This is a genomic window from Rhizobium oryziradicis (assembly GCF_001939045.1).
GTDB lineage: Bacteria > Pseudomonadota > Alphaproteobacteria > Rhizobiales > Rhizobiaceae > Allorhizobium > Allorhizobium oryziradicis.
Genome location: NZ_MKIM01000029.1, coordinates 49,868 through 64,242 on the forward strand (window position 1 = coordinate 49,868; position 14,375 = coordinate 64,242).

Here is a 14,375-nt window from a genome sequence, read left to right on the forward strand (position 1 = left end):
ATGGAATGGTATGAAGCCACCGCCCTTCTGATTGGCGGCCTCATGGTTTTGATGTTCATCGGCATCCCGGTTGCCGTGGCATTTCTGCTGATCAATATGGCCGGCGTCTATGTTTTCATGGGCGGGTTGATCGGCGTTGAACAGATGATCGCAAACTCCACCAGTTCGGTCACCAGCTTTGCACTGGTGCCCGTGCCGCTCTTTCTGATCATGGGAGAATTGCTGTTTCACTCAGGCCTCGCGTTTCGGGTTTTCAACGCGCTGGACAAATGCTTTGGCGGTGTGCGGGGCCGTCTGGCTTATCTAACAGTTGGCGGTGGTACGATCTTTGCCACGCTCTCCGGCTCATCCATGGCAAACACCGCCATGCTGGGCACCACCATGATGCCCGACATGATGGCGCGGGGCTACAAGCCGCACATCATCATGGGGCCAATTCTGGCCACAGGTGGTCTGGCCATGATCATTCCGCCCTCCTCGCTTGCGGTCTTGCTCGGCTCGCTGGCCCGTATTGATGTGGGTGCCCTGCTGATTGCCGGTTTGATTCCGGGGCTCATTCTTGCACTGATGTTTGTCGCGGTGATCTGGATCTTGATCCGTATCGACCCCGAAGCCGCCCCCGGCTACGCGACAGAAAAATACGGCATTCGAGAGGTTGTGTGGGCACTGACCCGCGATGTCTTGCCCATGGGCTTCGTGGTGTTTTCGGTCGTCGGTCTGATTTTGCTCGGCTGGGCGACACCCACGGAATCGGCGGCCTGCGGTGCGATTTCGGTGCTGATCCTGGCCGCCGTCTATCGTTGCCTCAACTGGTTCGTCATTCAGAAATCCTTGATGGGGTCTGTCAAAGTCTCGGCCATGATGCTGTTGATCATCATTGGCTCAACAACATTTTCGCAGATTCTGGCCTTTTCCGGTGCCTCTCGCGGCTTGATCGAGTTTTCAACCGGCTTTGATCTTCCTCCCGCAGTCATGCTTCTTGCCATGCTGATGGTGGTGATTGTCATGGGCATGTTTATGGATCAGCTTTCCATCATGATGCTGGTTCTGCCCATCTTCATGCCCCTCGTTCATCTTTATCATTTCAACGAGGTCTGGTTTGGGGTGCTGACCCTGCTGGCGCTGGAACTCAGCCTTGCAACACCACCCTTTGGTCTGTTGTTGTTCGTTATGCTGGGGGTCAGCCCGCCCGGAACAACCATGCGCCAGGTGGTGATGGCCGCAGCCCCATTCCTGCTTTGCACCCTGCTGTTGATGGTTCTGATTGCCATCTTCCCGCAGCTTACACTGTGGTTGCCCGGCATCATCAGCGGTTAGAACAATCCTGCCGCCAGTCAGGCTCTGACTGGCGGTTTTTTGCCTCAATCAATCACACGTCACGTTCCTGATTGCTCTTTCCTCTTCCAAACAGCTTGATGACAATCACGTAGAAGACCGGCACAAACAACACGGCCAGAACCGTTGCCGAAATCATGCCGCCAAACAGCCCGGTGCCAATCGCATGCTGCGTTTCCGAACTCGCGCCACTTGCAATCACCAGAGGCACGATGCCCAGCGAGAAGGCCAGTGATGTCATCACGATGGGGCGCAGCCGCAGTCGCGACGCCTCGATAACCGCATCTTTCAGGCTTTCGCCGTCCTTTTGGCGTTTGCGGGCAAACTCAATGATCAAAACCGCGTTTTTGGCGGAAAGGCCAATCAGCGTAATCAAGCCCACTTTGAAAAACACATCGTTTTCCAGACCCCGCAGATGAACAGCAATCACCGCGCCGATGACACCCAGCGGCACAACCAGCATGACGGAGAGCGGCACCGTCCAACTCTCATACAAGGCGGCCAGCACCAGAAAAACGACTAGGAAGGAAAACGCCATCAGCATCGGGGCCTGCGCGCCCGATAACCGCTCTTGCAACGATTGACCGGTCCATTCAAGGGCAAAGCCCTTGGGCAATTCCTTGGCCAGGCTCTCCATTTCCGCCATGGCATTGCCGCTGGAGGTGCCAGCAGTGGCAGAGCCGGAAATGCTCATTGAGGGATAGCCATTGTAGCGTGTGACCTGCAAAGGAATGGTTGACCACTCCGCCGTGACAAATTCCGATAGCCGCACCATCTTGCCCGTATCATTTCTGACATGTAGGTTCAGCACGTCCTCTACCTGCATCCGGCTCGCGGCTTCTGCCTGCACAATCACCTGCTGCAAACGACCGTCGCGCGGAAAATCATTGATATAGGTGGAGCCAACCGCACCACTGAGCGTGTCGCTGATGGCAGAATAAGCCACGCCCAGCGCCGCCGCCTTGGGTCGGTCAATCTTCAACGTCACACTTGGCCCGCTGGGCAAACCATCGACGCGCACATCCGAGAGCAGTTTGCTCTTGGCTGCCAGCTGCGTGAGCTGCGCCGATGCCGCAAGCAGTGCAGCTGCTCCGTGATTGGCGCGATCTTGCAGGCGCAAGGCAAAGCCCGATGTCGTGCCAAGTTCATCAATCGTTGGTGGTTTCAGACTGAAGATCTGCCCTTCATTGGCAACAGACATGGCAGAGGTTGCGGCCTCAAGCTCCTCATCCAAGGTGGTGGTGCGCTCACCCCACGGTTTCAGCGTGGTGAAAGATTGGGCCGTGTTGGGACCAGATCCCGAAAAGCCAAACCCCATGACGGTCAAATTATTCTCGATATTGGACCGGGTTTTGACATGCGCTTCAAAGAGATCGACCACCGCGCGCGTCCGCTCTGCCGTCGCATCTGCGGGCAGCGTGAAAGAGGTCATGAACGAGCCTTGGTCCTCCTGAGGCACAAAGGCCGTTGGCAAAGCATTGTAACCAAGGGCCACGGCAATGAGAATTGCGCCATAGATGGCTATCACGCGACCGGTCTTGTTGATCAGCACGCCAACCCAGCCTGCGTATCGCGCTGTCAGGCGCTCAAACCCGCGATTGAAGCGCGCAAAAAAGCCGGTACGTGTGTGGTGATCGGCCGCAATCGGCTTAAGCAACGTTGCACACAGCGCAGGTGTCAAGCTCAGCGCCAGAAAGGCGGAAAACAGGATGGAAACCGCCATCGACACCGTAAACTGACGATAAATTGCCCCGACAGAGCCGCTGGCCATGCCCATGGGCAGGAAAACAGCCGTCAAAACAAGGGTGATGCCAATCACAGCACTTGAAATTTCCGTCATGGCTTTTTGGGTCGCCTTGCGCGGCGAGAGGCCCTCTTTCGCCATGATCCGCTCGACATTTTCAACCACCACAATGGCGTCATCGACAATGATGCCAATGGCCAGCACCATGCCAAACATGGTCAGCACGTTGATTGAATAGCCAATTGCAAACATCACCGCGAACGTGCCCAGCAGCGCAATGGGTGCCACAATGGCCGGGATCAGGGTGTAACGAATGTTTTGCAAAAACAACAGCATGATGAGAAACACCAGCACCATCGCCTCCAGCAGTGTTTGCAACACCTTCTGGATCGACACTTTCACAAAGGGTGCTGTGTCATAGGAAATGGCATATTCCAGACCTGCCGGCATGGTGGTGGCAAGCTCGGCCAGCCGATCGCGGACACCTTGCGATGTGCTGACCGCATTGGCCCCCGGGCTGAGCTGAATGGCCGCAGCCGTGGCAGGCCTGCCGCCGTCTCTAATCGAGAAGCTCGACGTCTGAGATCCAACCTCGATTTTTGCCACATCCCCTAGCGTCAGCTTTGAGCCATCGGGATTGGAGCGCAGAATAACCTTGGCAAACTCCTCAGGGCTCTGCAATTGGCCGTGAACGCTTAAAGGCACGCTGACTTTCTGACCCGGCACTGTCGGCACTTCGCCAAGCCGCCCGGCTGCCACCTGCACATTCTGCGTCTGGATGGCCTGAGTGATTTCCGTCATCGAAATCGAATAGGAAACCAGCTTCACGGGATCCACCCAGACGCGCATCGCCGCTTCCGAGCCGAACGATTGCACGCGGCCGACCCCCGCCACGCGCTTAAGCTCTGGGGCAATATTGCGCACCAGATAATCGTCCAGCCCCAGCGGATCTACCTTGCCATTTGACGATTTGAGCGAAACGATCATCAGGAAGCCTGACGACGCTGCCTCCACCGTCAGGCCCGCGCGGCGAACCTGTTCTGGCAATCTTGGCTCAATGGCTTTCAAACGGTTTTGCACATCCACCTGCGCAAGCTCAGGGTTGGTTCCCGGCTTGAACGTCACCGTAATATTGGCGCTGCCGGATGAATCCGCCGATGAGTCAAAATACAGGATGTTCTTGACGCTCGACAGCTCGCGCTCGATCAAGCCGGTGACGCTGTCATTGATCGTTTGCGGCGTGGCACCCGTGTAGGTGGCCAGAATCGACACGCTTGGCGGTGCAATGACCGGAAAGCGCGAGACAGGAAGCTGCGGGAGGGACACAACGCCAGCAATGACAATCAGAATGGCGATAACCCATGCGAACACGGGCCTATTGATAAAAAACTGTGGCATGATTGGTGTTCCTCAACCCTTCACGTCTAGGGCGGATGGCATGTAGGGTGTGGTTTCCAGCTTCACGCCGTCTTGTGCGCGGTCTTGCCCAAGCACGACAACATTGTCTTTGGCTTCAAGGCCGGAGAGGACAATATATTGACCATCCACAAGCGCACCCAAGGACACATTGCGCCGACTGCCGTGAGAATCCTTATCGACCACAACCAGTTGCGGCCGCCCGGATGGATCCCGCACCACCGCCTCTTGCGGCACCATCAATGCCTGGCTGTAGATGGCGCGCGGCACCTTGGCGCGAATATACATGCCCGGCAACAATTGCTGTGCCGGATTTGGAACCAGAACCCGGATGGCAACACTGCCGGTGGAGGTATCGACCGAAATATCGGAAAACAGCATCTTTCCCGGCTGGTCATAAGCCTTGCCAGCAATTGTCAGGATCTTCACAGGAAGATCGAGAGCGGCATCCCCGGTGTTCGACGCCATGCCCTCAAGCATTTCCTTGCTCATCGCAGATTGCCGCACATCGACATAGACCTGGTCAATCTGTTGCACCACGGCCAAAGGCGTGGTGGCCGATGACGACGCAAGGCCGCCTTCGCCGAGGAATGACCGACCAATGATGCCGGCAATCGGGCTCTTGATCGTGGCATAGGACAGTTCCAGTTTGCGCCGCGCCAGATTGGCTTTTGCTTCCGCCACATTGGCCTTGGCTTGCGCAAGGGCGGCCGCCGCATTGTTGAGCGCTTCTGCGCTGTTGATCTGCTTGGCGGACAAAAGCTCGGTGCGCTCAAATTTGATGCGAGCGTTCAATAGCTCGGCTTCAACACGGGCCAGCACCGCAGAACTTGCATCCACTTCTGCGATAAACAGCGCCGGGTCGATCTGGAAAAGCGGTGCATGAGCATCAATGCTCGCACCTTCCTCAAACAGTTTCTTTTCAATAATGCCGCTGACCTGCGCCCGTATTTCAGCGGTGCGATAGGCCGATACCCGGCCCGGCAATTCATCATAGACAACGACTTTGGCTGGCTGAACGGACAAAACACTGACACGCGCGGGTGCCGCTGGCTCAGAGCTTGTCGCCTGTTGGGCGGCCTTTTCATCGCTGCAAGCCGCCAGAAAGCCCATTGATGCGATGAGCAAAGCAATTTTGATTGAACGAGGTTTGCGGCGCATGATTGATTACCATCCAAAACGTGAGAGGCCAGATATGTGCGAGGCCCAAATCCAAAGTCGCATTTCATCCCATGGGCCTTAAGCGCCTCAGGTTTCGGCTTTGTGGAGGTTATGTTAACAACCGATGGAGGCGAGGAATGGATGCTCGACGGCAGCCAATTTCGATGGCAATCATAAGCCAAGGAGACTGAATTTCCATGACAGCACTTGTTTTGATCGCCGAGGACGATGTTGAAATCGCCAACATCCTCGAAGCTTATTTTATCCGCGAAGGGTTTCGCACCGTGCACGCGCGCGACGGCAAAGTCGCGCTTGAGTTGCATCTAGCGCTCAAACCCGATATTGCACTTGTCGATGTCACCATGCCCCGCCTTGACGGCTGGGAGGTGCTGGCCGAACTGCGACGGCGCGGCAACACGCCCGTCATCATGATCACGGCCCTCGATAAAGAGGTTGACCGGCTGCAAGGTTTGCGCATTGGCGCTGACGATTACATCGTCAAACCCTTCAATCCGATTGAGGTCGTTGCTCGTGCCAAAGCCATTTTGCGCCGTGCTGGCCTTGCCAATACGGGCGCAACCATCCGCGTTGGGCGCTTGACCATTGATCTCGACAGTTATCAGGTCAACCTTGAAACCAACGGTACGGTGAAGCCGGTGACGTTGACACTGACCGAATTCAGGTTGCTTGCCCACCTGGCACGCACCCCAAGCAAGGCCTTCACCCGCGGCGAGCTGATTGATGCCTGCCTTCCTGGCTCTGACGCCATGGACCGCACAGTGGATAGCCACCTCAGCAAATTGCGCAAAAAGCTGGAACTGGCCGGAGCAGAGGGCATGTTGGCAAGTATCCGCGGCATTGGATATAGATTAGTGATTGAGGCATGATGCTGCGTCAGGGATTGAGCCGGCAAATCCTGCTGGCCATGTCGGCTGTGACCGTCATCGCAGGTCTGCTGGTCTTTTTTGGCACCTATCTGGCCTTCAGCATCATTTTTTATTTCAGCCCCTGGAATGAAGACGAGAATGGATTGCTCACGGGCACAGATTTTCTCGTGCTTTCCGGCTTGATTTTCCTTGCCCTGATCATGGCAGCCATTGCCTCGGTGCGGCTTGCGCGGCGCATTCTCGAGCCTCTCGAATCCCTCGCCCAAAGCGCCAGACGCATCAAGGATGGCGATCTGTCTGCCCGTGCGACGCCCGGAGACCATTCGCTGGGTGAAACCGCCCATCTGGTGGCCGATTTCAATGCCATGGCCCAGCGCCTGCAAGACATGGCAGCGGATGTGACCCTGTGGAACGCCATGATTGCCCATGAGTTGCGAACACCCTTGACGATTTTGAAGGGGCGTTTACAGGGCATTATCGATGGTGTGTTCGAGCCTGACGAATGCTCGCTGCAAAGCCTGATCCTCCAGGTGGATTCTCTGGCACGGCTGGTCGAAGACCTCAGAACCGTGACATTGGCCGATAGCGGCCATCTGGATCTGCACATCGAGCCAATCCGGCTTCAAGACGAGATCCAGAACCTCACGCACGTGATGGAGCCAGAATTGAACGCGGCAGGTTTCCAGCTCACCCTGGACCTGGATGACATTGTTGTGCGCGCGGATGCGCTGCGCATTCGCCAAGCTCTACTGGCATTGATCACCAATGCTCGCCGCTACGCTGTGCGCGGCACCATCGAGATCACACTCTCAGAGGAAAACCAGCTGGCCATTATCTGCGTTTCAGACGAAGGCCCCGGCCTTCCAAGTGATCTTGAGCCCTGGGCATTTGAGCCATTCAAGCGCGGTGCCCATGCTGGCTTCAGTGAAGCCAGTGGCAACGGGTTGGGACTGTCCGTCGTGCGTGCCATCGTCGAGGCCCATGGCGGTACTATCAAGTACAGACGCTCATCCAAGGGTGGCGCAACGTTTGAAATATCCTTGCGGATGCCCGCACCCTAGAGTTTGTCTGGGAAAAGTGGAATCCGGTTTTCGGACCAAAGCCGCATGTTTCAATCGAAATAACCAAGGATAGATTTGACCTCGAGATACTCGGCCATTCCTTCAAAGCCATATTCTCGGCCATTGCCCGATTGCTTGTAGCCACCGAACGGCGCATTGGGGTCCCATGCAGGATAATTGAGGTGAACCTGACCTGAGCGGATTTGGGCGGCGACATTCTTGGTCATCGCCAGATCCTTGCCTTGCACATGGGCACCCAGTCCGTAGACTGTATCATTTGCGATTTCGATTGCTTCATCCACCGTGTCGTAAGCAATAATGCACAGAACCGGTCCAAAAATCTCCTCCTTGGCGATCCGCATATCGGTTCGAACCTCAGAAAAAATCGTTGGCTTTACATAAAGCCCTGTCTCCATTCCATCGGGTCGTCCCACTCCGCCGACCAACAGCTTGGCACCCTCCGCCACGCCCGCTTGTATCATCGTCTGCACGCGGTCGAACTGGGCCACGTTGGCCATAGCGCCATGGGTCGTGGCGGGTGAAAGCGGATCGCCAACAACAATCGCGGCTGCGGCTTTGGCCGCAATTGCTTCAACCGTAGACAGCAAAACACGCGGCACGATCATACGTGTCGGCGCGCTGCACGATTGTCCGAGATTGCGAAATGCAGCCGTAACGCCCATCGACACAGCACGCTCAAGATCGGCATCGGGCAGGATCACGTTCGGAGATTTTCCACCAAGCTCCTGCGCCACCCGCTTCACAGTCGGGGCCGCCGCCTGCGCCACGAGAACGCCAGCGCGGGTGGAGCCGGTGATGGAAATCATATCGATATCGGGGTGTGAGGCCATATGATGCCCAACCACCGGACCATCGCCATTCACCAGATTGAACACACCGGCGGGAAAACCCGCATCGTCAATGGCTTCCGCAAACAGCAGAGCATCAAGCGGCGCAAGCTCACTCGGCTTGAGAATGACGGTACAGCCAGCCGCAAGCGCCGAGGCAACTTTTGCGGTAATCTGATAAAGCGGCCAATTCCACGGAGTGATCAGACCGCAGACGCCAATCGGCTCACGGGCAATCACTGTGTGGCCACGCTGTTCCATAAACGGAAAGGACAAAACACCATCGCGCGCCGTTTGAAGATGCGCAATGGCCAGCGGAACCTGCGCCGCACGCGCATAACCAATCGCCGCTCCCATTTCGAGCGTTATGCACTGGGCAAACAGCTCGCTGCGCTCTTCAATCAACGCAATCAGGCGTGTGAGCAGTTGAGCGCGATATTCGGGCGTTGTCCGAGACCAGGAAGCAAAGGCGCGCCTCGCCGCAAGCACCGCTTTATCGACATCCTGTGCATTGCCAAGAGCAATATGGGCGAAGACCGTCTCGGTCGCGGGATTGGTCACCGCTCCCTTCGCCGCCCCCAAAGGAGCAACCCACCGCCCGTCAATAAAGAAATGATCCAGTCGATTGGCCCGGCTGAGGTGTTCAAGAGACGCATTCATCGGAACGCATCCTTCATCCGATAATAGGCACCAAGAATGGGCAAAAACCAGGGGGGACCAAAGTGACCCGGAATGGCTGGCCAATCAAAATCTCTCCATGGATTGAGCTCTTCCTTGCCATCCATAACATCGGCCATGATGCTGCCCATCAACGTCGCCATGTGGGTGCCATGACCGCTATAGCCCATGGAATAATAGATCCCATCGCGCTGTCCGGCGCGCGGCAGGCGGTCTCGGGTCGCATCCACCATACCGCCCCAGCAATAGTCGATGCGGGTGTTGGCCAATTCCGGAAAGACATCAACCATGGCGGCCTTGAGAATCCGACCGCTTTTTTCGTCCGATTGCGGGTTTGATACGGCAAATCGCGCGCGACCGCCAAACAGCAAGCGATTATCCGGCGTCAACCGCCAATAGACAACCAGGTTACGGGTATCCACCACCATGCGGCCTGTGGGCATGAGACGGGCCACATCCTGTGGTGACAGCGGCTCGGTTGCGATCAGGAAAGCACCAATCGGAACAATACGCCGACGAATCCAGCCCAATGGCCCCACATGCGAAATACCGGTTGCCAAAAGAACCTGGCGCGCAACAATCGTGCCTGTCGGGGTTTGAACCTGGTGCCCACCTTGAACCCGGCGGATACCCATCACCGGGCTTTGTTCATAGATCTGGGCACCACGCTTTGCGGCGGCAGTGGCCAGCCCGCGAACAAAGCGCCCGACATGCATGCCCGCACTCTTGGAAAACAGCAGCCCGCCGTAGTAACGGTCAGTCCCCACTTCATTTCGCAGATCCTGGCGCGAAATCATTCGTGTTTCGGGATCGACATTGGCGGCCAAAAGCTCTTGTGTGCGGGCAAGAACATCGTAATGCTCCGGCTTTGCCGCAATCTTGAGCTTGCCATAGCGGGCAAAGCTACAATCGATGTCTTCCTCTTTCACGATGTTTTCGACCAGTGAAACACCGGCATCAAACGCCTTGTAGAGCGCATTGGCTTTGTCACGCCCAAGCCGGGCCGATAGATCGGCATAGTTCTGGGCAAAGCCATTGTTGCACATCCCACCATTGCGGCCCGACGCCGCGCTGCCAATGGTGCTTGCTTCCAGCTGAACAACGCTGGCACCCTTCTTGGCAAGGGTGAGTGCGGCGGAGGAGCCGGTCAATCCGCCGCCAACCACAACAACGTCACATTGGCCACCAAGTGGACGATCAGACCCGCTCCGAAATGGCTCTGAGGTATCTAACCAGTAGGATGTAAGCTTCATTGTCGATTACCTCAGTGGCGTGAAAAAATCAGCACAGGCTGTGTCAAAACAAAAGCCCCTCGATTGCGTGCTCAGAAAAACCGGGTTCCACTCTTGCCTGATAAACTCTAGCTGAACGATTGATTGGCAACCGCATACATATGCGTAGGAGCGATTGGCGCAGGCCGTACTCCCTTCACCATCGATATGGCCTCACTCACCTGTTTAAGGCCGCGCTCCTCAAGCCATTCGCTCAATCCGTCTTCGGCATACACATCAATGCGCACGAATTCTCCGGTGAGTTTGGCGAGCTGCGCCTCAATCAGGCATTTTGCATCCTCAATATTATCAGCGGCAACCGGCCCAACAACGTAGCCGCGCCCAAAACGCCTGCGAATGGAAAAGCCCGATATTTGCCCATCGCGCTCCAGCACGATGGCGTCTCCAACATTTAACAGCGCCTTTACGAGCGTTCCGCGTGGCATTCCAATCGCCCGGTGGTCGAGCGCTTGAATGCTGTCAAAATCTCTGGCAACCGCATCTCGAATGTCGTCACGGTGTTTCGGTGTATATTCCTCGTTCAAGAGGCATTGGTGCTGGTGCACCATTCCCCATCTTTCGAAACCACGGCGAAGATAGAGCGGCAGCCCCTCTTCTGTGGCATTGAGAAGAACGTTCCGCCCCCTTGTTGCCTGCAAAAGCGCATCGAACAAGCGAGACCCATTGCCACCGCCCTGCGCTTTCTCCGTCACGATAATCATGCCAGCTGTTGCGTAATCTTGGCCATAGCACCACCAAAGAGCCGTGCCGAGCACCTCGCCATTTCGTTCAAGGACAACACCGTCGCCGACCTCCAGTGCGAAGGCCCAATCCTCCAACCGGTACGGCCAGGAGAACTCTTGCGAAAGCTTCAATCCGCCTTGCAGGTGGCGACGATCGAGCTTTACCAGTGAAATTTCATCCAAAATGGTGGTGTCATCATAATTCATGTGCTGTTGCTTACCCAAAATATTGATGGCGGCGCGGACCTTGCACCTCGAAAATTCAGGAGTGTTTAGAAAGCTTCGCTGATTTGCGAAAGTTTTCTTTGCTTTTTTTGCGGGCCTATTTGGTGGATTAATCTGTTTTGGCCAGCAAGGCGGCATCACCTGTGCCGCTATGGCAGATCAAATCTCTGCGGCTGGTTCAGAAATTCGCACACCTCCCCATGCCTGCACGCTTTACACGGAACATTTGGTGATTGTGCACGTTAATTAGCGATAAAATATCACGAAAATCCAGGACAACAGGTACAAGTATGGCTCGAGAAGAGATCGTGGAGCTGATACCCGCTTTGAGAGCGTTCGCGTGGACCTTTTGCAGCAATCCCGAAGATGCTGATGATCTGGTACAAGAAACACTGGTGCGCGCCATCAACAGCTTTGATCAATATAATGAAGGGACTCGGCTAAAATCCTGGCTTTTTACGATCATGCGAAACACATTCAGCACCCGCTATCGAAAACGCAAAAGGGAAACGGTTGGTATCCCCGACGGCATGCTGAACACCCTGACGACGCCCGCCACACAGGAATGGAGCGCTCACGCGCGTGACGTTTACAGCGCTTTGATGCGCATTCCTCTGCAATACCGCAATGTTCTTATTCTGGTTGTTTTGATGAACGAGACCTATGAGGACGTTGCCAAAATATATGGATGCAGGGTCGGCACGATCAAAAGCCGCATGAGCCGCGCCCGCCAGCGACTGAAAGAAGAGTTGGGAGAGGTGGCGATCACCGACACCATGACCTCACCAGAAATAGCTCCTGTGCGCGACGCTACAAATGATGCAAACAAAGCTGTCTAAGCGTGAACTTCCATCGTCTACGTGCAGAGATTGTCTTCAATGGTCGGCATCGCAATGGACTGATCGACGTTGTCATCAGAAATATTGTGGCTGGGCAATCGCAAGGTGTTTGCGCTTGCATGTTGTTTCGGATCAGCCTTTGCGCCAAACACAGGGCGTGATTGCGCAGCTCCATTGGCTTACCAAGGGCGTGAAGAGACTGGTTAGTGGGGAATGTTGAAGGTGCGGCGAAAATAGGTGCGCACGGCTTCCATGGCCGGGCTGAAGTCGACCTGTTTGCGCCACGCTATGCCCACATCCATTGAGGGAATGTTATCGCGCAACGTCACGGTTTCAATGCGCCGCCCTTCCAGCGACCACGGCCTGTGCACCATATCGGATAAAATCGCAACGCCCTGCCCATTGGCCACAAGCGAGCGCACAGCTTCAACCGAAGATGTGCGCAGGCTGACTTTGGGCGTGTACGGCGTCTGGCTCCAGTATTTCAAAGAGGTATGGGATGCCTCATCCACCGTCAGCATGATATAATCCTGATCAGCCACCTCCTTGAGACCCACCGACGGCATGGCCAGCAGGGCGTGGCGGGCGGGCAGCCACAGCCGCCGCTGTGAGCTCAACAGCTTTTCTGTCTGAAGCTCCGGGTTGAGAATGTTGGATGTCAGCATCACCGCAAGGTCATAGCGATTGCTCAACAGACCTTCCTCGACACTTTCACGGTTCAGCTCGAAAAGCTGAATATCGATATCGGGAAATTGGCGCTTTAGCCGCTCCATATGCAAAGGCAGAAAATAGCCGATCACTGTGTAGGTGGCCGCAAGCGTCAGCTTGCCCTTCACCCCGCTGGTGACCAGATGCAGCGACGCGACATCGTCAACCTTTTGCAGAATATCATAGGCATGAGAGAGCAGTTGGCGGCCCGCTGTGGTCAGTTCCATTCCATGTGGTGTCCGCTCAAACAGCACAGCCCCGACAATGGTCTCAAGCTCCTTGACCGCCGTCGTGATGGCCGATTGCGAGATGGAAAGGTTGACTGCGGCCTGCGAGACCTGCCCGGATTCGGCCGTTGCAACAAAATATCGAATCTGGCGCAGACTGATGGACATGGCACGACTTTCAATCTGAATCAAAGATGACGATGTTCTGAAAATCAGAACGAAAATGTTGTTGATTGCGCTTTTTCAAACATTACACGTTTAGATTTCGGTAAAAATGCAGAAATCATGACATTTTTGCCGATATTCATGGCTCATACCAACATCTCTAAATCAGATAATCAAATTTTGAAAATAGAATTTTCCAAACGCATTGTTTCTTCCTAAAGTTTTTGCTGAAAACACAGGCATTCAGTTGATCTGCAAAAAATGCAGGCAGAACAGGAAGAGCAGTGCTGCGCGATACTGTCGATATCAATTGCGATATGGGAGAGGCTTTTGGCCGCTGGCGGGTTGGCGATACCAATGACGCCACCCTGATGGGGCTGATCAGCTCAGCCAATATTGCGGCTGGCTTTCACGCCGGCGACCCCAACCTGATGGATGAAACCGTGCGCATTGCGGTGGAGCATGGCGTCAGCATTGGTGCCCATCCGGGCTATAAGGATCTGCAAGGCTTTGGCCGCCGCCGCATCAATGGCACGGCGCGTGAACTGGTCAATGATATGGTTTATCAAGTGGGGGCGCTGCGCGAATTTGCCCGCCGCCACGGCGCACAGCTTCAACACGTCAAGCCACACGGCGCGCTCTATATGGAAATGGCCGCCAACCCGGAGCTTGCCCAATTGTTCATGCAATATATGCGCACTGTGGCCCCAAATGCCTACGTGTTCTGCATGGCCGGATCGATCACTGAATCTGTTGCCATGGATGTGGGCCAGCCTGTTGCCCGGGAGCTTTATGCCGACCGTGATTATGACGACAGCGGCTCGATTGTCTTTACCCGCGATGTCGGACGCCCCGATCCCGCGGCCATTGCCCGCAAGGTGGTGCGCGCCTGTCTGGAAGGCAAAGTCACAACCGTGACCGGCAACGACATTGACATCCCGTTTGAAACGATCTGCTTTCATTCCGACACGTTGGGCGCGCTCGAGATTGTGCGCACCATGCGCGAGGCCCTGCTTGCCGAGGGTATTCGCATTTCACCTCTTTCGCCCACGACACGATAATCCCAA

The 14,375-nt window shown here is 55.7% G+C and carries 11 protein-coding genes; 5 read left to right on the top strand and 6 right to left on the bottom strand.

The window, feature by feature from the left end; genetic code table 11:
* Window positions 1-1,317 carry a TRAP transporter large permease gene (locus BJF95_RS19755; protein WP_075641252.1) on the top strand — a complete coding sequence of 439 codons (1,317 nt, stop codon included), beginning with the start codon at window positions 1-3 and terminating at the stop codon, window positions 1,315-1,317.
* 52 nt (window positions 1,318-1,369) lie between these two features.
* On the opposite strand, the gene BJF95_RS19760 is transcribed toward BJF95_RS19755, so the two are convergent.
* Entirely contained in the window at window positions 1,370-4,477 is a 3,108-nt protein-coding gene (locus BJF95_RS19760) for a multidrug efflux RND transporter permease subunit (protein WP_075641213.1), read from the bottom strand.
* A 12-nt stretch (window positions 4,478-4,489) separates the two neighbouring features.
* Window positions 4,490-5,656, bottom strand: coding sequence for an efflux RND transporter periplasmic adaptor subunit (locus tag BJF95_RS19765; RefSeq protein WP_075641214.1), 1,167 nt, complete (start codon window positions 5,654-5,656; stop codon window positions 4,490-4,492).
* Between the two features lie 197 nt (window positions 5,657-5,853).
* Here BJF95_RS19765 and BJF95_RS19770 point away from each other — a divergent pair, with 197 nt between their 5' ends.
* Entirely contained in the window at window positions 5,854-6,543 is a 690-nt protein-coding gene (locus BJF95_RS19770; RefSeq protein ID WP_075641215.1) for a response regulator, read from the top strand.
* Window positions 6,540-7,604 (top strand): ATP-binding protein, encoded by a 1,065-nt coding sequence (locus BJF95_RS19775; protein WP_075641216.1) that lies wholly within the window; start codon window positions 6,540-6,542, stop codon window positions 7,602-7,604. Before BJF95_RS19770 ends, BJF95_RS19775 begins: the two co-directional genes overlap by 4 nt.
* Window positions 7,605-7,654: 50 nt before the next feature.
* Here the strand turns inward: BJF95_RS19775 and BJF95_RS19780 are convergent, their stop codons facing one another.
* From BJF95_RS19780 to BJF95_RS19790, 3 genes are all read right to left on the bottom strand, one after another.
* Entirely contained in the window at window positions 7,655-9,112 is a 1,458-nt protein-coding gene (locus tag BJF95_RS19780) for an aldehyde dehydrogenase family protein (RefSeq protein ID WP_075641217.1), read from the bottom strand.
* Window positions 9,109-10,383: an NAD(P)/FAD-dependent oxidoreductase gene (locus BJF95_RS19785; protein WP_075641218.1), complete on the bottom strand. Its 1,275-nt coding sequence runs from the start codon at window positions 10,381-10,383 to the stop codon at window positions 9,109-9,111. Before BJF95_RS19785 ends, BJF95_RS19780 begins: the two co-directional genes overlap by 4 nt.
* Window positions 10,384-10,490: 107 nt before the next feature.
* On the bottom strand, window positions 10,491-11,351 hold the full coding sequence (locus BJF95_RS19790) for a GNAT family N-acetyltransferase (protein WP_075641219.1): 861 nt from the start codon (window positions 11,349-11,351) through the stop codon (window positions 10,491-10,493).
* Window positions 11,352-11,659: 308 nt separating this feature from the next.
* Here BJF95_RS19790 and BJF95_RS19795 point away from each other — a divergent pair, with 308 nt between their 5' ends.
* Window positions 11,660-12,208, top strand: a complete 549-nt coding sequence (locus tag BJF95_RS19795; protein WP_083638925.1) for a sigma-70 family RNA polymerase sigma factor — start codon at window positions 11,660-11,662, stop codon at window positions 12,206-12,208.
* Between the two features lie 203 nt (window positions 12,209-12,411).
* Here the strand turns inward: BJF95_RS19795 and BJF95_RS19800 are convergent, their stop codons facing one another.
* Complete coding sequence (locus BJF95_RS19800) at window positions 12,412-13,311, bottom strand: LysR family transcriptional regulator (protein WP_075641254.1); 900 nt, start codon at window positions 13,309-13,311, stop codon at window positions 12,412-12,414.
* 284 nt (window positions 13,312-13,595) lie between these two features.
* On the opposite strand from BJF95_RS19800, the gene BJF95_RS19805 reads away from it, so the two are divergent.
* The gene (locus BJF95_RS19805; RefSeq protein WP_075641255.1) at window positions 13,596-14,369 is read left to right on the top strand and encodes a 5-oxoprolinase subunit PxpA; all 774 of its coding nucleotides are present in this window, start codon (window positions 13,596-13,598) and stop codon (window positions 14,367-14,369) included.
* Window positions 14,370-14,375: the final 6 nt, after the last annotated feature.